Raw genomic sequence first — 23,560 nt, 5'->3', positions numbered from 1 at the left:
TAAATAGTGCAGGTAGAAAAACTAAAATAAGGGGGTTAGTTTTTTATAAAAATAGGAAAAAGCTGATTGGTAAAAAAAAAAAGTATATTATTTAATGTTATGTTAATATAAGTAAATATTATACATGCATAATTAAATATTATATTAGTTCATTCGCTTATTTATGGTTATTCTCAATCTGAAAAATGAAGGCTATCGCCAACTTTAATAGATAGATTATCTATTAGTCCTGCATTAATTTCTAGTACATATCTAGCTGGCTCATGTGAAGGCAAGGAAGATTCATCAAAAGGTATGGCGTTTTTTTGAAAGCTAACTATTTTTTTGTTGGCGCTGATATAAATTAAATCTAAAGGGATTTTTGTATTTTTCATATAAAAAAAACGCTCTTTTTCATCTTCAAAAACAAACAACATACCTTGATTTTGAGCCATAGAAATTCTATACATTAATCCTGTTTCTATATCAAAGTCGGTGTCCGCTATTTCAATATCCATTTTAACTTCGGTTGAATCTGCCGCTTTGTAAATGACAAGCTCACCTTCTTTAGTAAACGATACTTCGGTTTGTTTAATTGATTTTTTTTCATCCTTACAGTTCGATAAACTAAATGAACCACTAAGGAGTATTAACAAGGTATATCGCCTTAAAACCATGATTATTTAACCGCCGTTTTTGGTTTGAAAACAAACATAAAGTAAAACCCAATTAATACAAAAGGGATGCTTAGCCACTGTCCGGTATTTAATACCCAATCACCGCGTTCAATATTTTGAGGCTCTTTTGTGAATTCTATAAAGAATCTAACCGTCCAAAGTAGGACTAAAAATAATCCAAAAAGAAAGCCGGTCTGATCTCTTTTAGGTGTTTTGGAATAAAAATACCACAGAATTAGGAAAACAAAAATATAGCAAAATGATTCGTAAAGTTGAGAGGGGTGTCTGTAAGGTACAGCTTCTAATAGATTTTGAAATTGTGGGGCATCAGTAACGGCATTATATGCTTTTTGTACATCTTTAATACCTGTACGTTGTACAATTTCACTTTTATAATATTGATCCTGAATAAAGCGAACACCAAAATTTGAATCTGTTATTTTTCCTATAATTTCAGAATTAATAAAATTACCGATTCTGATAAATACGGCTCCAGAAGCAACTGGTATTACAATTCTATCTAATATCCATAGCACAGATTTGTATTTGTATTTTCGTCTATATAGATACATCCCTATTATAATTCCAATAGCAGCACCATGACTAGCAAGCCCTTGAAAACCTGTGAATTCAAATCCACCTTTAAACTTAAAAGGTAAAAAGATGCTAAAGAAATCTTCAGAAATTAATTCGGATTGATAAAATAAAACATGACCTAATCTAGCGCCAAGCATGGTGGCTAAAACGGTGTATATAAATAGAGGGTCTAAGTAATCTAAAGATACTTTTTCTTTTGTGAATATGCGCTTCATGATGTGCCACCCTAAAATGAATGCAATAACCCACATGAGACTATAAAAATGCAGTTTAAAATTACCTACAATATCTAATCCTGTTACTGGATTCCAATCAAATTTTAATGCATGCATCATGATACTCGTTTTATTTCAAAAGTTCTATTATTTCAACCTCAAATATAATGTTTGTTTTTCCGGGGATTCCCCTTGTTCCAGATTCACCATAGGCCAGATGATAGGGTATAAATAAAGTGGCTTTATCACCAACACTTAATTGTTGTAAACCTTCCTTAAAACCAGGAATCATACCTGCATTAGGTCCTATGTCGGCAGTAATGGGCTGGTATTTATTAGCAGCCTTACGTCTTTCATTAAGTATGCCTAGTGCTTCAGCTATTTCGGCATTACTAGTTTCTAGAATTTTACCGTCCTCAAAATACACGGCATAATGCGTTACCACTTGAGCGTCTAAAGGCAGTTTTTCACCAGTGCCTTTGCTAGATATATAATATTGCAGTCCAGATTCTAAAGTTTTTGCATTTGCTTTTTGCTTTTCGAATTTATCTAATGTTGCTTGTAAAATAGCGGCTTTCTTTGCTTCTTTTTCTTTTTCAATGCGCTCCACTTCAGCAAAATGATTGGTAAAAACTTTATTAGCATCAAAACTTTTAGCAGTCTTGCCTTTTCTAATAATATTTAATTCTTTTAAGGTGACTTCTTTTAAAGGTCTGTCATTTTTGTCAACCGCTACATTAGAAATGGAATCTTGAACATCTAGGCCAATAATAAGCTCACCAAAAACAGTATGTTTATTATCTAAGTGGGGTTTAGGAATTTCAGTTATAAAAAATTGACTTCCATTGGTCTTGGGGCCTGAATTTGCCATAGATAAAATACCAGGCTTATCATGTTTTAAATCTGGATCAAATTCATCTATAAATTTATAGCCAGGATTACCAGATCCTGTACCAGTGGGATCACCGCCTTGAATCATAAAATCATTTATTACCCTATGAAAAATGGTGCCATTGAAGTAAGCTTTGTCTCTGTATTTTTCTTTAACCAAGGTGTTTGTGCCTTCAGCTAATGATACAAAGTTTGCAACGGTTACTGGTGTTTTTGCGTCTTCCAGTTTTGCAACCATGATACCTTTACTTGTAATGAATTCAGCATATATACCGTCTTCAAGTTCTGGGTATTGAGATTTACAGGCGCTTGTAAAAAAACATAGTAATATTAATAAAAACTTGAATGTGTTTTTTAAAAAGAGCATTCCTTTAGATTTAGTTAGGGGTAATAGCATTAACGGTTACTTCACAAATCAATGGGGTATTACTTCCAATTCTATTTTCATCGCCATAGTAGCCATAGGCTTTTTGAGATGGAAACAAAAAGGTTACGGTTTCACCCGTTTTCATGAGTTTTAAACCTTCCCTAAGTCCGGTAAATAACTCTTCTTTGTCCATGATATAGTTTTGTGTTTTTAAATCGGCTTTGGTATAAATAAGTTGACCATTTAATGATTTAACATTGTAGTTGTAGTTAACAACATCACCAAAACTAGGTGAGATTAAAGTGTCAGTTTCAATTTTGGTATTGTAATAATACCAAAAACCACTTTCAGAAGTCAGGTATTCCTTATTTTGTTTTTTAAGTAAGTTCTCGATGGAGGCCTGCTCTTTAGCGTTTAGTTTTTTATTGCGTTCTACAGACTCATCAATAAACGAACCTGTTTGTACTGAAACAGGTTTTCTAGCTTCAGGAGTTTTACAGCCAAAAACTAAAAGCAGTATGATTAAAGGTATTAATTTATTCATTATTTAGGGCTTTATTATAACAAGGCAAGATACTAATAAATTTTTCAACAGTATCACTTAGCGATAAGTGACTCCTGCCACCAGCAGCATTCGTATGTCCTCCGCCATTAAAATGGGCTCTTGACATTTCATTTACAGAAAAATCCCCTTTTGATCGCAATGATATCTTGATGATGCCTTCTTTTTTATCTTCAATAAATATTGCCGCTAATATGACACCATCTAATGAAAGTGCGTAATTTACGACCCCTTCGGTGTCTCCTTTTTTATAATTGTACCTGTTTAATTCGTCTTGAGAGAGCGTTATATATGCGGCCTTGTATTCTGGTATTGCTCTTAAATTGGTTAATGCACAACCTAAAAGTTGTATGCGCTCATAGCTGTTTGTATCATAAACATTATTATGAATCTGCGTGTTATCAGCACCTTTTTCAATAAGGCTAGCAACTATTCTGTGCGTTGTTGCAGTGGTTGAACGGAATCTAAAGGAGCCAGTATCTGTCATTATTCCAACATAAAGGCAAGTGGCAATAGTAGAATCAATAGCGTTTTTATCATCCAGCATGTCAATAAAATGGTAGATCATTTCAGCGGTTGAACTCATATTAACATCACTAAACATATAGGTAGGATAGTCATCAGGAGATTGATGATGATCAATCATTATTTTTAAACCTTGAGACTCGGATAAAATAGTTTCCATATCACCTGTACGATGAAAAGCATTAAAATCTAAAGTGAAAATAATGTCAGCATTATTAATTAATTCTGCACATTTGGTAGTTTGCGAATCGTATTTTAGGATAGTATCATTCCCTGGTATCCACTTTAAAAATGAAGGATAGTCATTTGGTACTATAACTTGCACCTGATGATGATCTTTTAAAAGGTAATGATACAATCCCAGAGTGGAGCCAATAGCATCACCATCTGGGTTTTTATGCGGTACTATAACTATATTTTGGGTAGTAGATAAAAGTGCTTTTATACTGGAAATGTCTTGCCTATTCATAGGTGGCGAAGATACAATTTTTTTAAAATTGATAACCTTGTTTTTAAATGGAAATATGTTACTTTTGCAGGCAAATAAAACAATTTAAATGGCAACAAATAGAACATTTACAATGCTTAAGCCAGATGCTGTTGAGAAAGGACACATAGGGGCAATATTAGAAAAGATTTCAGCTTCAGGATTTAGAATTGTAGCTATGAAACTAACTCAAATGACTAAAGCGGATGCGGAAACATTTTATGCAATACATAATGAACGTCCGTTTTTTGCAGAATTAGTTGAATATATGACACGCGGACCAATTGTGGCAGCTGTATTAGAAAAAGAAAATGCGGTTGATGATTTTAGGACTTTAATTGGGGCCACAAATCCTGCTGAGGCTGCGGAGGGTACAATAAGAAAAATGTTTGCCGATTCTATCAGTGAAAATGCTGTTCATGGTAGTGATAGTAATGATAATGCTGCTATTGAAGGCGCATTTCATTTTTCAGGTAGAGAGATGTTTTAAATACTCTTTTAAACATATTTACAGTTAAAAGCTCATGACTTGATTATAGTTATGAGCTTTTTTTTTTGTGCCTTATTAAACCTCAATGTGTTTTTAAAAACATATCTTTAAAAACACTAACCATCTAATCTTAAGTTTAATGTCTAATTATATTAATAATGAACTACGTCCTGTAGAACAAAACAATCGTATTAATTCGCTTGATATTATTCGAGGTATAGCCTTGTTGGGTATTCTATTGATGAATATAACCGGTTTTGGACTTGCGTATGCTTATGGTGATCCTACAAATTCTGGAGGTTCAACAGGTTGGAATTTAAAGGTTTGGATAATGGATAGCATGTTTTTTGAGGGGACTATGCGCGGTCTTTTTACCATGTTGTTTGGAGCAGGATTTATATTATTAACAACTAGAGCAGAACGAAATGGAGGCGGGATAAAGGTTGCCGATTTGTACTATCGCAGAATTCTTTGGCTGTTACTTTTTGGAATTATTCATGTTTATCTCATGCTTTGGCCTGGAGATATTTTGTATCCATATGCTTTATTTGGGTTGATGCTTTTTCCTTTACGTAACACAAAAGCTAAGTATTTATTAATTGCCGGGTTGGTGTTGTTGACTATTGGCAGTATAAAAAGCGTCAATGAATATCATGAAAATTTAACAACCAGAACGAAAGGTTTAGAAGTAGAACAATTGAAAAAAGATAATAAGAATGTTGAATTGACTAAGGAGCAAGAGGAAGATTTAGGCGCCTGGGAAGAGCTTCTTAAAAGTAAGAAAACAGAAGAGCAAATTAATGAAGCCAATGAAAAGAATAGAAAGGGCTACTGGAGTATAGTTAAAAGTAGATTTGGTGTGAATACGTTTATGCAGGCTAATGTGGTTTATGAATTTTGGGTCTGGGATATTTTAAGTTTTATGCTTATTGGTATCGCTTTTTTTAAATGGAATATATTTCAAGGCTCGAGAACTTTTAAATTCTATTTTATATTACTTCTAGTTGGTTATGGGGTAGGTTTGACTGTTAATTATTATGAAACCATGATAGAAGTAAATAGTAATTTTGGTATTGTTGAAAGGAGTCAGGCGGGACAAACCTATCAATTAGGACGCTTTTTTACCACCCTTGGGCATATAGGTTTATTTATGTTATTTATTAAATCTGGCATTTTAGGGTTTTTGCAAAATGCCTTGGCTGCTGTGGGTAAAATGGCCCTCACTAATTATTTAATGCATACTATTATTTGTACCACTTATTTTTTAGGTTTTGGTTTTGGAATGTTTGGAAAACTGCAGCGTTACGAATTATACTATGTGGTAGGTGCTATCTGGATCTTTCAATTATTATTTAGCCCTATTTGGTTAAAATATTATAGATACGGACCAGCTGAATGGTTGTGGCGCAGTCTTTCTTATAAAAAAATACAGCCTTTTAGAAATTGATTGTTTATTTCTTTAAAATAAAAAATCCCATAATTGCCTTATGAGATTTATTTTTTTATTCTTAAACTGTATTTCACAAAAAAGCCTATCACAAAAATGATAGGCTTTTAATTGTAATTGTTAAAGTATATATCTTAGATTACTTTTACGTTTACGGCGTTTAATCCTTTTCTACCTTCTTGTAGATCGAATTCAACTGCATCACCTTCACGAATTTCATCGATAAGTCCTGAAATGTGTACGAAATGTTCTTTGTTGTTGTCATCTTCAACTATGAAACCAAATCCTTTAGAATCATTGAAAAATTTTACGGTACCTTTACTCATTGTATTTGTGTTATAATAAATTAAGTCGCAAATATAATATAAATAATAACATCATGATGTTTTTCAATAAAATATTTCGATAATAAAAGGGTGCATAATTATCTTAATATTAGCTTTTTAATGGTCTCTTTTCCTAATTCTTCATTAAGCATCTTAATTATTTTTTGTTTACCATAGCTTAATTCTTCACGAAGTACACTTGAGCTTAATTGAATATACAACGTTTCACGTTCTAGATTCACTGAGGTTGTATAATTATTAACACCATTGCCCATTAGTTTCGCCCAGGCTTCTCTAACATTAACTTTGTCTAGACCTTTTTCTAATTTGTTGACTTCTACAAATTCTTTTAATATGTCTGAAATACTTTGGTTTTCGTTATTACGTTTTGCCATGTTTTTCTTTTTTAATCTTTTTAAATTTTAAATACAAAATTTAGAAAGTTTGATTTAATCCCCTTTGTTCTAATATCAAAATTGGATTGCCAATACCAGAATTAAATTGGTATGGAATCCCCGTTTTTATAAAGATTTGTCAGTTCTTTTTTGTTTCCTGTTTTTGGTCTTATGGACGAGTCAAAGCAATTGCTGCTTATTAGTTCCGTAATTAAAGTTTGAAAATCTCATAAGATTGATGTACTTGTTTTACTGCGTGTTCCGTACGTTCACCATGCGTATCACTAATAAAAAGTTGTCCAAAGTTTTCATCATCCACTAATTTAATGATTTGTGCAACACGCTGTTCATCCAGCTTGTCAAAAATGTCATCGAGTAACAAAATTGGATTTACGCCACTTTGTGCTTTTATAAAATCAAATTGAGCCAATTTAAGCGCTATTAAGAATGACTTTTGTTGCCCTTGACTACCAAACTTCTTTATGGGATGCGAAGCAATGTTAAATTGCAGGTCATCTTTATGAATGCCAACACTGGTGTATTGAAGCGCCCTATCTTTATTAATAATTGATTTTAATAGAGTAGTTAATTCGTTTTCATATAAATCACTTCGGTAAACTAAGTCCACCACTTCATTGCCATTGCTAATGGCTTTATATCTTGATTTGAAAATAGGGATAAATTCTTTTAAAAACGAATCTCTTTTGTTAAAAATTAATGTGCCATAATCTGTAAGTTGTGTATTGTAAACATCAAGCGTATCTTGGTTAAATGTATGATTTAAGGCAAAATACTTCAGAAGGGCATTTCTTTGTGCTAATATTTTATTGTAATTAATAAGTTGGTTTAAATAGCCTTTGTCACTTTGCGAAATCACACTGTCTATAAATTTTCTACGTGTACTGCTGCCTTCTGTGATTAAATCTCTATCTGCAGGTGATATAATGACCAATGGCAAAAAACCAATATGATCACTAAACTTCTCATAAGCCTTGCCATTGCGCTTTATTACTTTTTTTTGTCCCCGTTTTAAGCTAATTGCAACTTTTTCAGTTTTGTCTTCTTTTTCATAATTTCCATTAATTACAAAAAAATCTTCATCATGCTTTATGTTTTGGGTGGCTACTGGATTAAAATAACTTTTACCAAATGATAAATGGTAAATGGCATCAAGAACATTCGTTTTTCCTATGCCATTATTTCCTACAATACAATTGATTTTTTCGTTGAAAATGAATGATTTATCATTAAAATTTTTGTAGTTCAGTAAAGAAAGTGATTTTAAAATCATACAAAAAGCTACTTTGCGACCAATTAGTTATGTAAACGGCTTAAAAGAAGTGCAAATTATTGAAAAATATCAAATAAATACCCTTTTAGTTATGAAGAAAAATTATATTTTTGCGCCACAATAATTTAGAACGAATAAATGGCAACTTATAATAAAAGAGGTTACAAACCAAAAACTAAAGTAGAGAAAGAGCATAATATTGAGGAAGGATCAACTACCGCTGAGGTTTTTAACACCCTTGATGAAACAGCTTCAAAAACAGAAGATTTTGTAGCTAAAAATCAAAAATATATTTTTATTATTATTGGTTTGGTTGCTGTAGTTGTACTAGGTTCTTTAGGGTACAAAGAATTTATTTCTCAACCAAAACAAACCGAAGCAATGAATGACATGTTTCAGGCTCAGAAGTATTTTGATGAGGCTGTAACAGGTGCAGCTGCGCAAAAAGATTCTTTGTACAGTTTAGCGTTAAATGGAGGTGAAGGTAAATTTGGTATGTTAGATATTATTGAAGAATACAGTGGTACGCCTTCAGCTAATTTAGCAAGTTACTATGCAGGAACAGCATACCTTAGGTTAAAAGATTACGAAAATGCAGTTGCTTATTTAGGTGATTTTAAAAGTAATGATGAAATATTGGCGCCTTTAGCAAAAGGAAATATAGGAGATGCTTTTGTGCAATTAAATCAGCCAGAAGATGCCTTAGGGTATTATGAAGAAGCATTTAAAATGCGAGATAATGAATATACAACGCCAATGTATTTGTTTAAAGCAGGGTCTATCGCGATGGACTTAGGAGAATCAGATAAAGCTTTGGGCTATTTTAAAAGAATAAAGGAAGACTATTCTAATTCTACTGAAGCCGCAAAGGTTGATGTATTTATTGGTAAAGCCCAAGTATTGGCAAATAAATAAATAGCTTTATATGGCTACGGTAAACAAAAACTTATCAGATTACGATAAAACAGCAATCCCAAACGCGAGTAAATTTCGGTTTGGGATTGTTGTTTCTGAGTGGAATGATACTATTACAGAAGGTCTTTATAAAGGGGCCTATGATACCTTAATTGAAAATGGTGTAGAACCACATAATATTATACGTTGGAATGTGCCAGGAAGTTTTGAGCTGATTTACGGTTGTAAAAAAATGCAAGAACAAATGGTTAATGCTGTTATCGCCATTGGGAGTGTAATACAAGGGGAGACCAAACATTTTGATTTTGTTTGTGAAGGTGTTTCCCAAGGTATTAAAGACTTAAATGTGATGCGTGAAACCCCCGTTATTTTCTGTGTATTAACAGATAATACCATGGAACAAGGTCTTGAAAGATCTGGAGGTAAACATGGTAACAAAGGGACTGAAGCTGCAGTAGCCGCTATTAAAATGGCAGAACTGCGCAAAAATAGTTAGGTCGATTTACATTCCTTAAAAATATTAGTTGCTTTTCGTAGTTGTTTTAACGGTTAATTAGAGTTGCTTTTTTCTAACGGACTCTTGTGTTTTTGTTAACAATTTTTAGCGTTCCAATTCTTTATTTCTATCTAATTTTAAGTACTTTTGAGAGATAAACAGTACTAGATTTTGTTTAAACAGCGCAAACATAAAACGTTCAATTATCAACCTAGGTTTTCTAAAGATAATCAATCAGATTCTAGTTCTAAGACCGAATCTAATACTCAGGATTTTATCTCGAGATGGCGAAAGAGCTCTGGCCAAAAGCCTATTACAAAAGGCGTTTTACGAATGAGGACTTTACTTTTGCTTTTGGTATTATTATTGATTTGTATGTATTTACTTGAAAAGAAATACATGTAATCAGAAAACTAAGAAATTATGGGACTTTTAAAAACGCGCAAAAACAAGAAATTCAGCTATACCCCTCGTTATTTTGATGATAAAGGAGAGGGGAATCCTTTTGAGATTAAACATAAATTTGATGCATACCGAAAAACGGTAGGTGCAAATAAAGGTTTAAAAGGTAAATTCAATGATGCCTTAGATGATTTTAAAAATAATCCAGATGAACAAGCAAATAGACGGATTCTAATTATTGTGGCTATTCTGGTTTTGGTATTTTTGTTTGTCATCGATTTCGATTTATCTATTTTCTTTTCTAAGTAATATATGGCAGACATCATACAACTTTTACCTGATCATGTTGCAAATCAAATTGCTGCTGGAGAAGTTGTACAACGCCCCGCTTCAGTGGTTAAAGAACTCCTTGAGAATGCTATTGATGCCGGAGCTGACGTTATTAAGCTTATCATCAAGGACGCTGGGAAAACGCTTGTACAAGTAATAGATAACGGCAAGGGGATGAGTCATACTGATGCCCGAATGAGTTTTGAACGACATGCTACATCTAAAATCAAAAGGGCTGAAGATTTATTTCAACTAAGCACTAAAGGCTTTCGAGGAGAGGCTTTAGCTAGTATTGCGGCTATTGCTCATGTAGAATTAAAAACAAAACAAGAGCTTGATGATGTTGGAAATGCCATTGTAATTGAAGGCAGTGAAGTCGCGTCACAAGATATTATTGTTACGCCAACAGGAACCTCAGTTTCCGTAAAGAATCTCTTTTTTAATATTCCTGCGAGGCGAAATTTTTTAAAGTCTGATAATGTAGAACTAAGGCATATCATTGATGAATTTCATCGCGTAGCACTAGCACATCCTAGCATTGGTTTTGTGTTGTATAACAATGGAAGTGAGTCTTTTAACTTGCCAGTAAGTAATTACCGTCAGCGCATAGTTAATATTTTTGGAAATAAAACCAACGAGAAGTTGGTGCCTGTTAATGAAGATACTGAGGTTTTATCCATTAGTGGTTTTGTGGGGAAACCCGAGTTTGCGAAACGAACTCGAGGTGAACAGTATTTTTTCGTAAACAACCGTTTTATTAAAAGCCCATATTTAAATCATGCTATAACTTCAGCATTTGAAGGTTTATTGAAAAGCGGCACCCACGCTAGCTACTTTTTAAATTTAACAGTAGACCCAAATACTGTAGATATTAATATTCATCCTACTAAAACAGAAATTAAGTTTGACGATGAACAGACGCTTTATGCTATACTGCGTTCAGCAGTTAAACATAGTCTAGGCCAATTTAATATTGCACCGGTTTTGGATTTTGATCGAGATCCTAATTTGGATACACCTTATAGCTATAAAACCAATAAGACTAGTGCGCCAAAAGTTGAGGTTGATAGAAGTTTTAACCCATTTCAAGAAGAGACCAAGTTCAAGACTAATGCTGTTGCATATAAGAAAGAATCACCAGCCAATTGGGAAAGTCTCTATGTGGGTCTAGAATCTAAAGGCAACCAAAATCAAGAAGATTTTAGTAGTATTCAATTTGAAACTGAAGAACATTCAGCATCAATTTTTGATAAGGATATTCAAGTTGAACAATCCCATACTACCTATCAGTTACATAATAAATACATTGTAAGTGCCATTAAGTCAGGGATGTTGGTAATTGATCAATATAGGGCACACCAACGTGTGTTGTATGAAGATTATCTAAAGAACCTAACCGTTAAAGAAGCTGCTAGCCAACAATTATTATTTCCACTGGAATTGCATTTTTCAACGCAAGATATTGAAGTTATCAAGCAGTTGAAAGGCGATTTAGAACATATAGGTTTTGTGTTTGAAATCATGAGTGAAGAAGCGCTTGGTATAACAGGCGTTCCTGTTGGAGTTCCGGAAAGTGAGGTGTCTATAATTTTAGAGCAGTTGGTAAGTGATGTTCAAAATGAGGTGCCTGATAGTAATTTTAGTGCCTCAGATTTAATGGCAAAATCATTGGCTAAAAGTATGGCTATCAAGACTGGTACAGCCTTAAAAAAAGAAGAACAAGAGCATTTGGTAAACACATTATTTGCTTGTAAAGAACCTAATGTATCTCCAACTAATAGAGCAACCTTCATTACTATGAGTGTTGATGAATTAGATAAAAAATTTATTTAGAATATGATGAGGATATCAGAAACCGTTAAACATTTAATAATCATAAACGTGATTATGTTTGTTGGTACTTTGACCATTGGAAATGGAACATTATTTTATGAATGGTTCGCCATGTATTTTCCAAAAAATGATGCATTTCAACCTTGGCAAATTATTACACATATGTTTATGCATGGGGGGGCTATGCATATTTTCTTTAACATGTTTGCGCTTTGGATGTTTGGTACACCCGTTGAACAGGTATTGGGTTCTAAGCGATTTCTATTCATTTATATTTCAGCAGGGCTAGGGGCAGTACTCTTGCAGGTTGGATTTTACTATTTTCAATACATCCCTAATTATAATGCCTTAATTGAATCAGGAGTGTCTTCAGAAAGCATTAAACATATGCTTACTAATAATGAGGTTGTTTCTGGAATAACGCAGTCCCAATTGGCACAGCTTAAAGCAATTTTTCCAGCTTATAATGCAAGTATGGTTGGTGCCTCAGGATGTATCATGGGCATTATGGCGGCTTTTGGAATGATGAATCCTGAAGCTAAATTGATGATGATATTTTTACCCATCCCTATAAAAGCGAAATATTTTATTCCGGGCATTATCATTTTAGACCTAGTTTCTGGATTAACTGGGCAATCGTTTTTTAGTCCGAGTAATACAGCATATATGGCGCACGTAGGTGGCGCCCTTACTGGCTTTTTTATCATGTGGTACTGGAAAAAGAATCAGTTCAATCAAAACCGCTGGTATTAATGACTAATCTTAATCAAGATATAAAAGAGAAGCTTTCTAATTTGAATGTATTAGAAAAAATTATTGCGCTTAATGTGTTGATTTTTGTTTTATCACTTTTCCTTAAGCCGTTCTTAGGTTGGATGACATTGCCCAGTGATATTGCAGACTTTATATTAAAACCCTGGAGTATCATTACCTATGCTTTTTTACATTTTGATCTTATGCATATGCTCTTCAATATGCTGTGGTTGTATTTTTTAGGACGTATGTTTTTGAATATGTTTAGTTCTAAAATGGCACTTAACATTTATTTTTTAGGGGCGATGTCTGGAGGTTTATTGTTTATGTTATGTTATACCTTGTTGCCTAGTGTTTTTCAAGTTAATTCAAGGCTGTTAGGAGCGTCGGCTGCAGTGCGAGCCCTTTTAATTTTTTTATGTGCTTATATGCCCAATCAGGATATTCGTTTTTTTACATTCAATCTCAAGCTATGGTATATAGGTGTTGCTATTGTTATTTTTGATGTTTTAGGCGTGTTCGCAGGAATTAGCAATCCAGCAACTGGTAATGCTGGTGGTAATTTGGCACATATTGGTGGGGCCGTTTTAGGCTATTTTTATGCCAAACAATTGATTAAAGGTCAAGATATAGGAAGGGGTTTTGAAAAATATATGACTGGTTTTCTTAATCTGTTTAAAGCCTCTAAAAAAGGACCATTAAAAACAGTCCATAAAAATAAAAGTAAAGTTGGTGGTTATACTAGAACCGACTTTAAGGAGTTTAATAATCAGAAGAAAATTGATGTCATCTTGGATAAAATCAGTAAAAGTGGTTATGATAGCTTAACTTCGGAGGAAAAAGAATTCTTGTTTAGAGCCGGTAAGTAACCTATGAAAAATCTAGGCTTAATAAATAAAATTATTTATTTGGTAAATGGCATTGCGGCAGTACTGCTGTTGTTATCATTTATTCTGCCTTTTCTGCCTCCTAAGCCCTTTTCAATATTAGCTGTAGTTAACTTAGGCGTGTCCTTTTTAATTATTCTGAATATATTATTTTTCATTTATTGGGTTATTCGCTTAAAAAAACAATGTCTTCTATCTTTGGTGGTACTTTGTTTGGGTTATTTTTCTTTTGGTACGCTATACAAATTTTCGTCTTCAAAAAAGATTGAGAATCCCAGCAATTTGAAAATCATGAATTATAATGTGAGGCTTTTTAATTTGTATGGATGGATTCCTGAAAGCGGTGTTGAAACTAAAATTATCGAGTTTATACAAACGGAATCTCCAGAAGTGTTGAGTGTTCAAGAATATCACCCGCATAAAAATATAGATTTGTCTTTTTTTAAGTATAAGTTCGAAAAATTATCCAATGGGAAATTAAGATATGGACAGGCTATTTTTTCTCAATTTCCCATAGTTAATTCTGGATCCATTGAATTTCCTGAAACAGCTAATAATGCCATATATGCTGATATTGTAAAAGGAAGTGATACCATTAGGGTTTATAATATTCACTTGCAATCCTTGCGCATTAATACGGCCGTAGAAAATCTAAAAAAGGAGGATTCTGAACGTTTACTGAATAGGGTAAGTACAGCGTTCAAAATGCAGCAATTACAAGCCGAATTGTTTTTAGAACATAAGGAAGCATGTCCATACAAAATGGTAGTATGTGGTGATTTTAATAATACGGCATTTTCTTATGTGTACAGAATTATTAAGGGGGATTTGAACGATACCTTTAAGGAAGCTGGAAATGGATTTGGGCGCAGCTATGAGTTTAAGTTTTTCCCTGTTCGAATAGATTTTATTCTTGCCGATGATCGATTTAATGTCAATGGGTACAGCAGTTATACTGAGCATTATTCAGACCATTTTCCTATAATGGCGACACTCAGTTTAGATAAGTAGCTAGGCTACATAAAAGCACAATCAACCATGTCAGCTACTATGTGTATGACTAATCCAAGTCCAATTAAGCGCGTTTTTTTTGGAATTAGAAGAAAGAGGTACACTGCAAGTGCGTAATAAGTGTGCAAGGGGTGAAAATTGATACTGCATCTGTTGGGATCAAAGATTGGATCTGCGAGTAAATGGTCTAAATCAATTAGCATACCCGCTACCATAATCAAAAAGGCCATTTTCCATTTAGATTTGTACCAGACTAAAGCAATAATAAGTGGCAGTCCAAAATGACAACCGTAATGCGCTAGGGTTTGAAGCATTAGTCTGAGGATATAGTTTGAGATTCTAAATAATTCAAGCTATTCGGGCCTTCATTAAAAAGTAAATCTAATATGCTTAAATTAGAAATATAACCATGCTTATTACTGAAAACTTGGGTGTATTTTTCAAAAGCCTGATTGACTTCCTTTTTTGCATGAACCAGAAATCTAAAGTCCGTTTTATCAACTATGTCTTTATTATATTGCCTCGTTTTAGACGCTTTTACTTCTAATTGTAAGCAGGCATTGATGACTTCTAAGCATTTAAAATTAAAGTCTAATATATAGTCTGCTTTTTCATGAAACAGCGGTTTCAAGTCGTCTTCATAATATTCAAAAAATGGCGATGTTCTATAAGCCGATAAAAGAGATTTCCAATGATTGCTCTGCCAGTTATCATCATTAAATATTTTGACATCTTTATATTTCTGACGATTTTTTTGTGAATGAATTACAGGGATATTTAAGCCCATTTTTCCATTGGCACCGTAAATATAGCAACGGTTTCTGTAGGTCTGCTTTAAGAAGTTGTCATCTGTTTCAAAGCATACTTCATCAGTATTGGCCATGGCAACGTAGTGAGCAATACTTGGGAAATATGTTGGATGTACTATAATACTCATAGCAAGTAGTTTCTCAGTTTAGCTGAGAAACTATTTTATATACAAATTAGTCTTTTGATTTTTTGATTTCTCTCCATTTATTGAAACCAAACCATCCAAAAAGTAGTATTAAAAACGGAATAAAGAATGAGGTTGCTTTACCTTCACCACTAACGGTTGTAAAGAATCGCTCCCATCTTGGATTTTTAAGGCCGTCCCAGCTCATCCATATAAAAACAGGCTTTCCTACCACATGGTCAAAAGGAACAAAGCCCCAAGCTCTAGCATCAATGGAGTTGTGACGGTTATCACCCATCATCCAATAATAGTTTTGTTTAAAGGTATAGGTATCTGTTACCTCACCATTAATGAGTATTTGATTACCTTTTACTTGGAGTGTGTTGCCTTCGTATTCAGAGATAACACGTTTGTATAAAGGTAAATTTTCAAGGTTGATAGTAATGGTTTTTCCTTTTTCTGGGATATATAATGGGCCAAAAAAGTCAACATTCCAATTGTAATTCGGGTCATGAGGGAAAATATTTGGATCTCGTACGCCTTTTTCTTGAACATTTCTCGTAATACTACCTACATTAGGATTGTTTTTAAATTTGGCTATAGCTTCATCTGAAACAGCTGAAAAATAGTAATTAGAATACTGTGGATTGGTCGGGTAGATACCATCAGTAATATCATATCTGCTTTTTAAAAAAGCAGGATTAAACCTATTGGTTTTTGGTTGCACGTAGTAACTAAATTGTAAATGTGCACGATCTGGTAATTCGTTTTTGTTCCCATTAATATAGACATAGCCGTCTCTTACCTCTAGCGTGTCACCAGCAATTCCTACGCAACGTTTTACTAAGTTGGTCTTTTTGTCAATAGGTTTATAATAGTTTCTGTCTGGTCTGAAATCATTCATATCCAGAAGCGTGTCTGCTGGTTGATTGAATACTACAATATCATTACGTTCTATATCTTCAAATCCAGGAAAGCGTAAATAAGGCAGTTGTAATTTGTTTTTCCAAGATGTGTTACGTTTTGAAAAATCATCATCAAATAAATACGATTTAGCGCCAATTTTTGGTAACGTATCATGTACCATGGGCGCTGCTACCGTGGTCATAGGCACCCTAGCTCCGTAGTGAAATTTACTAACAAATAGGAAGTCTCCAACAAGCAGTGATTTTTCTAATGACGAAGACGGTATCGTAAATGGTTGAATAAAATAAGTATGTACAATAGTTGCAGCAACAATAGCAAATAGAATGGAGCTTACCCAGTCTCCCGCACCAGATTTAGGTTGAAGACTTCTGTTTTCAATGTAGTTTACATCGGCAACATAATTTAAATAATAATTATAAAAACCTAAACTAAGTATAGCCAAGGCAGTGTCAATAGTTTGATTTTTGCCAAAGCTTCTGGCAGTTTCAACCCATATTACAGGAAACATGATAAGGTTTACAATAGGCAGAAATAAAAGAATAACCCACCACACTGGTCTATTGATAATTTTCATTAAAACAATACCATTGTACCCTGGCACAAAAGCTTCCCAAGCTTGTCTACCTGCTTTTACGTATAGTTTCCAAGTGCCTAAGCCGTGAATTACTTGGATAATTAGGATGAAAATAAACCACTGCGATAATGTCATAATCTAGTACTTTTAATGTTTTGTTAGTAGAGCTTATTTGTTTTAATGTTACACATGGAATGGGCGTTAACCAATATTTAACACATCATTCATTGTGAAAACACCTGTTTTATCAGCAATCCATTCAGCTGCAATTACAGCCCCTAAAGCAAATCCTTGCCTGTTATGAGCAATATGTCCTATGGTTATTGTATCCACTTCACTTGAATAATCTACAGTATGCGTTCCAGGAACGTCTTCAATTCTTTTAGCAACAATAGGAATGGTAGTATTGTCACTTTCGTCTAGTTTCCAGGCATCGTAATTATTGTGTTGGTCAATTATATCATTGGCTAATGATATGGCCGTACCGCTTGGTGCATCAAGTTTTTGAGTGTGATGAATTTCTTCCATAGATACGTTATACTGCTTCAAAGCACTCATCATTTTAGCTAAAGTTTTGTTGAGTTCAAAAAAGATGTTAACGCCTAGGCTATAATTAGATGCATATATAAAAGCACCCTTTTTTTCTTTACAAAGTGCAACAGCCTCGTCATAACGGTCTAGCCATCCTGTAGTTCCAGAAATAACGGGAACATTGTTATTTAAGCATTTAGAAATATTATCAAATGCCACAGATGGGATACTGAAATCAATGGCAACATCGGCCTTAGTTATATCATAATCAGTATCTCCTTTATCAACAGTTAAAACCACATTATGCCCACGTTTAATGGCTATTTGTTCTATGGTTTTTCCCATCTTCCCGTATCCTAATAAAGCTATATTCATATGTTTTGTTTAATTCCCTATTGGGTTAAAATTTAAAATTTAAGGTTAATCCCAGATTGCTTGAAGCATCTATTTCGTTAAATTCATAATGCGGAGCCAAAGATAGGTTTTCATCCACATTAAACTGCATTAAGTGTGCATCAACATTGGCATCAATAATATTCAAGGCATAAAGCCCAAAAGTTACCAATAAGGATACTTGTTTATTACGTCTGTAAAATTCTTGCCCACGTATTAATCCGTCTGTAGTGACTCGCGGTGATTCTAGTAAATTACCATTAGAATCATAATAGAACTCATCATTTTTAAACCCAGCCAATCTACTTTTATAGGCTTCTCTATAACGGTCATATTCTTTGTCATTTATTACGTAAAAATAAATGCCCGTACCAATGGCTCCCCAAACAATGGGTATTTTCCAATATTTCTTATTGTAAGCTTGACCTAATCCAGGTAAAAGCGCTGAATAAAATGCTGCTTTGGCAGGGGAAAGCGGGTTTATGGGTTTTCTAGTTGTAGTTATCGAATCAACAGCAATTACTTTAGGAATTTCTTCCTTTGTTTCTTCTCCTTCCTGTCCAAAACTAAAAAGGCAACAAAAAGTAGTTAGAAGACATGCTATAAGATGCTTATTTAGAATCACCTTGAACTAATTTTTTAATACGGTTAAAATCTTCCTCTGAGTGAAAAGGAATGGTGATTTTTCCTTTTCCGTTTTTAGAGACTTTAACGTCAATTTTGTGTCCAAAGTATTCTGAAAATGCTGTAATGCCTTTTTTAACAAATTTTGGCATATCCTCATTTTCCTTAACTTTTGAGCTCCTATTATCACTTTCAGAGGTATTATAGTCACGCACTAATCCCTCAGTTTCTCTCACTGATAATTTATTAGAAAGTATGTTTTCGTATATGTCCAATTGAATGGATTGGTCTTCAATAGTTATTAAAGCACGACCATGTCCCATGGAAATAAATCCATCGCGCATGCCTGTCTGAATTATAGGATCTAACTTTAACAAGCGTAAATAATTGGCTATGGTAGAGCGCTTCTTCCCAACACGCTCACTCATTTGCTCTTGCGTTAGGTTAATTTCATCAATTAAGCGCTGATATGACAGTGCAATTTCAATGGGATCTAAATCTTGACGTTGAATGTTTTCTACAAGAGCCATTTCAAGAGACTCTTGATCATTAGCTATTCTTACATAGGCAGGAATCGTCTCTAAACCTAATAATTTTGAAGCTCTAAATCTGCGTTCTCCAGAAACTAATTGGTATTTGTTTAAGTCAAGTTTTCTAACCGTGATAGGTTGAATAATACCCAGTTCTTTTACCGAAGAAGCTAATTCTCTTAATGATTCTTCACTAAAATTAGTACGAGGCTGAAACGGATTAACCTCTATGAAATCAAGATCTAATTCAACAATATTCCCAATAACCTTATCAGCATTTTTGTCCTGTACCGATTGGATGTCGTTACTTGGGTCATTTAATAGGGCTGATAAACCTCTTCCTAAAGCCTGTTTTTTAGTTGCCTTAGCCATAATATTAGGAGTTTTTATTGATAACTTCTTTTGCCAAACTTAAGTAATTGTTTGCACCTTTACTACTAGCATCATAGTTAATTATACTTTCACCATAACTCGGTGCTTCGCTTAATCGAACATTACGTTGAATAATGGTTTTAAAAACCATATCATTAAAATGTTTTTGAACCTCTTCAACAACCTGATTAGATAAGCGCAAACGCGAATCATACATGGTTAAAAGTAACCCTTCAATGTCTAATTCAGGGTTATGGACTTTTTGCACACTTTTTATAGTGTTCAATAGCTTACCAAGACCTTCTAGCGCGAAATATTCGCACTGTATAGGAATCATTACAGAATCTCCAGCGGTTAGAGCATTAAGCGTTAACAAACCTAATGACGGTGCACAATCAATCAAAATGTAATCATAATCATCTTTGATGTCTTTCAAGGCACTTTTTAGCATGTATTCACGAGACTCTTTATCTACGAGTTCTATTTCAATAGCAACTAAATCTATATGCGCCGGAATAATGTCAAGATTTGGCGTACTGGTTTTTATAATCGCATCTTTAGCACTGTTAGAATGTTCTAAAAGCTGATACGTTCCTACTTCAACGGATTCCACATCTATCCCAATTCCCGAAGTTGCATTGGCTTGAGGATCAGCATCAATTAGTAATACTTTCTTTTCTAATACACCTAGTGAAGCAGCTAAATTGATTGATGTTGTTGTTTTACCTACACCACCTTTTTGATTAGCAATCGCAATGATTTTCCCCATGAATTGATTTGGTTTTATTCCCGCCAAAAATACGATTTATTATTAGGAATAAAAATCCAAAATGTTAACAAACAGCAGGAAGAAACAAAGCGCCTTAATTAGCGATCTAAATTAGTAATGATTTTTTTATTTCTCTGGATTATGAATGCATAAAATATAATCGCCAGTTAAATACTTTTTAGCCACATCTTGAATTTGAACTTTGGTTAAAGCATTAATACGTGCTTCATAATTAAATACATTAGAGATGTCTTTATCATAAAAGTCTGCGTTTTTGAGTAAATTAATCCAATAGTTATTTTCCTTAAGCTGTTGTTTTCTTTTTAAAATTTGAGCTTCCTTAATCTTCGCTAAATCTTTGTCTGTTGGTCCATTTTGTATAATAGATTCAACTTCATTGATGGCGTCCTTTTTAAGTTTCTCAACGTTTTCAGGGCCACAAGGGAAACCAATACTCAAGTTGTACCATCCATACGGTATTTTTTGAATGCGCCCTTGTGCACCAACACCATAAACACCACTTTCTTCTTCTCTTAGCTTTTCTATAAGTTTTATACTTAATATTTCTGCCAAGCTTTTAAAAGCCTGAGCTTCGCTTTCATCATAGGTAGTACCACCTTGATAAATAATTCTTACACTACTTTTTGGGTCTTCTCCTTTCTCAACAATCTTGGTATGTTTGCCTGTTAGAGGTCTGTAATCGGGTATTTTATAATGCTCCTTTTTATTTTTAGTAGGAAGGTTAGCTAAATATTTTGAGCAATATTCAATCAACTTATTTTCGTCAATATTTCCAACAAAATAGAAGTTGAAATCACCAGCATCAGCAAAACGCTCATTATATTTTTGATAGGCCAGATCATAATTTGCCTTATCTAAATCATCAGGGCTAGGAAAACCAACATATCTTGGGTTATCCGCGTTTAGGAATTTGCCCATCTCATTTTGGAAGTAATACTGAGGATTGGCTAAAACATTAGCTAAAATCGCTTTTTGTTTATTGATGAAAGAATTAAAGGCCTTTTCATCCTTATTTAAAGCTGTAAAATATAAGTGGGTTAATTGAAGTAATTCCTCAAGGTTTTGAGGTGATGCTGAACCTGAAAAGTTTTCACTGTAAGTGCCAATGCTAGGATTGACCGAAACTATTTTTCCAGAAAGCATTTTGTTCAATGTTATTTTGTCAAAATTATTTACACCGGCTTCGGTTAATGCCCTGTTTGCATGAGCTGTAGATAAGTAATCTTCATTGGAGTACAAAGAGGTTCCTCCGTAGCTAAAGGCTTTAAATAAAATTTCATCATTTTTAAAATCGGTTTTTTTATAGGTAACCTTAGCGCCATTGCTTAAAATTAATTGTGTTGTACCTAAAGTCTCATTAGAAGTTGTATTGGTAACACTCCCAGGTGTTGGCAATTCTGAAATTAAAGAATTTGCTAATTCTTTGTCATCATAAGGTTCTAATTTCAAGTCTTGCATTGTCTTTAAAAGTGCTTCGACTTCAGCTTTAGTAACTTTGGTAATGCCTTCTTTTTCAGGACCCGTAATCACAATAACTCGGTTCTCAGTTTTTAAATAGTTGTTAATTATATTGTTTACATCGGTTAATGTAATGCTAGGTAAGTTCGCCTTATTAAAGTTATATTCCCATGCAATGCCAGGTATGGGTTCTTTATTTAAGAAGTTCCTAATGTACTCACCAACAATCCTATTAGATGGTGTTTTGTCCTTATCCTTTTCGGCTTTTTCAAGTCTTGCTAAAATATTAGCTTTTGCCCGATTAAATTCACCTTCATAAAAACCATATTGTCTTACACGTTCATTTTCTTCAAGTAACGTTTTTAATCCTTCAATTTGACCTGTTTCACTAGTCATTGCAAAAGATTGATAAGCTGCTTTAGTTTTTGCCCACGTTTTTCCATGATAGCTAGCTCCATAAACAAAAGGAGGGTTTTCGCTATTTCTTAATTCATCCAAGCGATTATTTATCATTTGAGTAAATAACGATTTGGTCATCATAGCCTTGTAGTCAGCAAGTGTTACTTTATTTTGGATGTTGCCTTCATCTTTAAATAAAACCTGAACCCTAGAAAATGGCGCTTCTTTATCTGATTCTATGGCTATTAGTGTTTCTTTATGGTTAGGCACGGAAAACGTCTCTCTTTGTCGAGGATTAACAGCTGCCGGAATTTGCTCAAAATGAGATTTTATTTTTTGTTCTAGCGTGTTTGTGTCAACATCTCCAACGGCAATTATGGCCATTAAATCAGGTCTGTACCAATCTTTGTAAAAGCGCTCTAGAGATTTATAATCAAAATTTTCTAAAATTTCTTTAGTGCCAATCGGTAGGCGAGAGGCATACTTTGAACCGTATAATACTTTTGGTAAATAGTTTTGTAGCATGCGTTCGTCAGCACCTTTTCCTAACCTATATTCTTCAAGTACTACACCTCGTTCTTTATCTATTTCTTCGTGGTCCAGCAAGGCATTATGCGCCCAATCTTCAATAATTTGAAAACCTTTGTCTAATTTCTCTGGATCATCACTAGGAATTGGTAAAATATAAACGGTTTCGTCAAAACTGGTGTAAGCGTTTAAATCGGCACCGAATTTAACACCTATACTTTGCAGGTAATCTACTAATTCATTCTTTTTAAAATGTGTAGTTCCGTTAAAATTCATGTGTTCCATAAAATGCGCTAACCCTAGTTGATCTTCATCTTCTAAAATAGAGCCTGCATTTACAACCAATCTTAATTCTAACTTGTCTTTTGGCTTTTCATTATTTCTAATGTAGTAGGTGATCCCATTGCTTAGTTTCCCTATTTTTACATTTTTGTCGACCGGAATTTTTGCTGATAAATCAATCTGATTATTAAGGTCTTGGCCTATTAATTGATTTGAAATGGTTAAAATGAAGCATACTATTAGAGTTATTGCTGTTTTCATAGAAGTAATTCTTGGTTATAGATGTGTTTGTAGTTAAAAACAAAATAAAGTTACAGTACTTTTTTGTAGATGCTTTTGAAA

The 23,560-nt window shown here is 33.7% G+C and carries 25 protein-coding genes; 9 read left to right on the top strand and 16 right to left on the bottom strand.

Annotated elements, in window-relative coordinates; all coding sequences use genetic code 11:
* Window positions 1-173: 173 nt before the first annotated feature.
* From IE051_RS07605 to IE051_RS07585, 5 genes are read right to left on the bottom strand one after another with little or no spacing between them, the layout of a single operon-like run.
* Complete coding sequence (locus IE051_RS07605; RefSeq protein WP_189360183.1) at window positions 174-656, bottom strand: DUF192 domain-containing protein; 483 nt, start codon at window positions 654-656, stop codon at window positions 174-176.
* A 2-nt stretch (window positions 657-658) separates the two neighbouring features.
* Window positions 659-1,585, bottom strand: a complete 927-nt coding sequence (gene lgt, locus IE051_RS07600) for a prolipoprotein diacylglyceryl transferase (protein ID WP_189360404.1) — start codon at window positions 1,583-1,585, stop codon at window positions 659-661.
* Between the two features lie 13 nt (window positions 1,586-1,598).
* Window positions 1,599-2,756, bottom strand: a complete 1,158-nt coding sequence (locus tag IE051_RS07595; RefSeq protein WP_229796755.1) for a peptidylprolyl isomerase — start codon at window positions 2,754-2,756, stop codon at window positions 1,599-1,601.
* Window positions 2,737-3,270, bottom strand: coding sequence for a gliding motility-associated peptidyl-prolyl isomerase GldI (gldI, locus tag IE051_RS07590; protein WP_189360182.1), 534 nt, complete (start codon window positions 3,268-3,270; stop codon window positions 2,737-2,739). Before gldI ends, IE051_RS07595 begins: the two co-directional genes overlap by 20 nt.
* Window positions 3,263-4,282: a DHH family phosphoesterase gene (locus IE051_RS07585; RefSeq protein ID WP_189360181.1), complete on the bottom strand. Its 1,020-nt coding sequence runs from the start codon at window positions 4,280-4,282 to the stop codon at window positions 3,263-3,265. Before IE051_RS07585 ends, gldI begins: the two co-directional genes overlap by 8 nt.
* 88 nt (window positions 4,283-4,370) lie before the next feature.
* On the opposite strand from IE051_RS07585, the gene IE051_RS07580 reads away from it, so the two are divergent.
* Both IE051_RS07580 and IE051_RS07575 read left to right on the top strand, forming a co-directional pair.
* The gene (locus tag IE051_RS07580; protein ID WP_189360180.1) at window positions 4,371-4,790 is read left to right on the top strand and encodes a nucleoside-diphosphate kinase; all 420 of its coding nucleotides are present in this window, start codon (window positions 4,371-4,373) and stop codon (window positions 4,788-4,790) included.
* Window positions 4,791-4,929: 139 nt separating this feature from the next.
* Complete coding sequence (locus IE051_RS07575) at window positions 4,930-6,237, top strand: DUF418 domain-containing protein (RefSeq protein WP_189360179.1); 1,308 nt, start codon at window positions 4,930-4,932, stop codon at window positions 6,235-6,237.
* Window positions 6,238-6,371: 134 nt separating this feature from the next.
* Here the strand turns inward: IE051_RS07575 and IE051_RS07570 are convergent, their stop codons facing one another.
* The 3 genes from IE051_RS07570 to recF form a co-directional block, all read right to left on the bottom strand.
* The gene (locus IE051_RS07570; protein WP_042242688.1) at window positions 6,372-6,563 is read right to left on the bottom strand and encodes a cold-shock protein; all 192 of its coding nucleotides are present in this window, start codon (window positions 6,561-6,563) and stop codon (window positions 6,372-6,374) included.
* A gap of 98 nt (window positions 6,564-6,661) precedes the next feature.
* Window positions 6,662-6,958 (bottom strand): DciA family protein, encoded by a 297-nt coding sequence (locus IE051_RS07565; protein WP_189360178.1) that lies wholly within the window; start codon window positions 6,956-6,958, stop codon window positions 6,662-6,664.
* Window positions 6,959-7,169: 211 nt separating this feature from the next.
* Entirely contained in the window at window positions 7,170-8,249 is a 1,080-nt protein-coding gene (gene recF, locus IE051_RS07560; protein ID WP_189360177.1) for a DNA replication/repair protein RecF, read from the bottom strand.
* A gap of 138 nt (window positions 8,250-8,387) precedes the next feature.
* On the opposite strand from recF, the gene IE051_RS07555 reads away from it, so the two are divergent.
* From IE051_RS07555 to IE051_RS07525, 7 genes are all read left to right on the top strand, one after another.
* Entirely contained in the window at window positions 8,388-9,164 is a 777-nt protein-coding gene (locus IE051_RS07555; RefSeq protein ID WP_189360176.1) for a tetratricopeptide repeat protein, read from the top strand.
* Window positions 9,165-9,174: 10 nt separating this feature from the next.
* On the top strand, window positions 9,175-9,660 hold the full coding sequence (ribH, locus tag IE051_RS07550) for a 6,7-dimethyl-8-ribityllumazine synthase (RefSeq protein WP_189360175.1): 486 nt from the start codon (window positions 9,175-9,177) through the stop codon (window positions 9,658-9,660).
* 423 nt (window positions 9,661-10,083) lie between these two features.
* Window positions 10,084-10,371: a riboflavin synthase subunit beta gene (locus IE051_RS07545; RefSeq protein ID WP_189360174.1), complete on the top strand. Its 288-nt coding sequence runs from the start codon at window positions 10,084-10,086 to the stop codon at window positions 10,369-10,371.
* A gap of 3 nt (window positions 10,372-10,374) precedes the next feature.
* Window positions 10,375-12,225 (top strand): DNA mismatch repair endonuclease MutL, encoded by a 1,851-nt coding sequence (mutL, locus tag IE051_RS07540; RefSeq protein ID WP_189360173.1) that lies wholly within the window; start codon window positions 10,375-10,377, stop codon window positions 12,223-12,225.
* A 3-nt stretch (window positions 12,226-12,228) separates the two neighbouring features.
* A complete protein-coding gene (locus IE051_RS07535; RefSeq protein WP_189360172.1) occupies window positions 12,229-12,978 on the top strand; it encodes a rhomboid family intramembrane serine protease in 750 nt (249 codons plus the stop codon).
* Complete coding sequence (locus IE051_RS07530) at window positions 12,978-13,847, top strand: rhomboid family intramembrane serine protease (RefSeq protein WP_189360171.1); 870 nt, start codon at window positions 12,978-12,980, stop codon at window positions 13,845-13,847. The genes IE051_RS07535 and IE051_RS07530 overlap by 1 nt, the downstream gene beginning before the upstream one ends.
* Before the next feature lie 3 nt (window positions 13,848-13,850).
* On the top strand, window positions 13,851-14,876 hold the full coding sequence (locus tag IE051_RS07525; protein WP_189360170.1) for an endonuclease/exonuclease/phosphatase family protein: 1,026 nt from the start codon (window positions 13,851-13,853) through the stop codon (window positions 14,874-14,876).
* 5 nt (window positions 14,877-14,881) lie between these two features.
* Here IE051_RS07525 and IE051_RS07520 read toward each other — a convergent pair whose 3' ends face one another.
* The 8 genes from IE051_RS07520 to IE051_RS07485 form a co-directional block, all read right to left on the bottom strand.
* The gene (locus IE051_RS07520) at window positions 14,882-15,190 is read right to left on the bottom strand and encodes a DUF6122 family protein (protein WP_189360169.1); all 309 of its coding nucleotides are present in this window, start codon (window positions 15,188-15,190) and stop codon (window positions 14,882-14,884) included.
* Window positions 15,190-15,813, bottom strand: a complete 624-nt coding sequence (locus IE051_RS07515) for a WbqC family protein (RefSeq protein WP_189360168.1) — start codon at window positions 15,811-15,813, stop codon at window positions 15,190-15,192. Before IE051_RS07515 ends, IE051_RS07520 begins: the two co-directional genes overlap by 1 nt.
* 46 nt (window positions 15,814-15,859) lie before the next feature.
* Entirely contained in the window at window positions 15,860-17,446 is a 1,587-nt protein-coding gene (gene lepB, locus IE051_RS07510; protein WP_189360167.1) for a signal peptidase I, read from the bottom strand.
* A 66-nt stretch (window positions 17,447-17,512) separates the two neighbouring features.
* Window positions 17,513-18,217: a 4-hydroxy-tetrahydrodipicolinate reductase gene (gene dapB / locus IE051_RS07505; RefSeq protein WP_189360166.1), complete on the bottom strand. Its 705-nt coding sequence runs from the start codon at window positions 18,215-18,217 to the stop codon at window positions 17,513-17,515.
* 25 nt (window positions 18,218-18,242) lie between these two features.
* Window positions 18,243-18,857: a DUF5683 domain-containing protein gene (locus IE051_RS07500; protein WP_189360402.1), complete on the bottom strand. Its 615-nt coding sequence runs from the start codon at window positions 18,855-18,857 to the stop codon at window positions 18,243-18,245.
* Complete coding sequence (locus IE051_RS07495) at window positions 18,847-19,761, bottom strand: ParB/RepB/Spo0J family partition protein (protein WP_189360165.1); 915 nt, start codon at window positions 19,759-19,761, stop codon at window positions 18,847-18,849. The genes IE051_RS07500 and IE051_RS07495 overlap by 11 nt, the downstream gene beginning before the upstream one ends.
* Before the next feature lie 4 nt (window positions 19,762-19,765).
* Window positions 19,766-20,530 carry a ParA family protein gene (locus IE051_RS07490; RefSeq protein WP_189360164.1) on the bottom strand — a complete coding sequence of 255 codons (765 nt, stop codon included), beginning with the start codon at window positions 20,528-20,530 and terminating at the stop codon, window positions 19,766-19,768.
* A 126-nt stretch (window positions 20,531-20,656) separates the two neighbouring features.
* A complete protein-coding gene (locus IE051_RS07485) occupies window positions 20,657-23,479 on the bottom strand; it encodes a M16 family metallopeptidase (protein WP_189360163.1) in 2,823 nt (940 codons plus the stop codon).
* Window positions 23,480-23,560 lie beyond the last annotated feature (81 nt).

The organism is Algibacter mikhailovii (genome assembly GCF_014651495.1).
Lineage (GTDB): Bacteria > Bacteroidota > Bacteroidia > Flavobacteriales > Flavobacteriaceae > Algibacter_E > Algibacter_E mikhailovii.
Note: the sequence above shows the minus strand (reverse complement) of the source record. Positions and strands in the feature narration are given on the sequence as shown.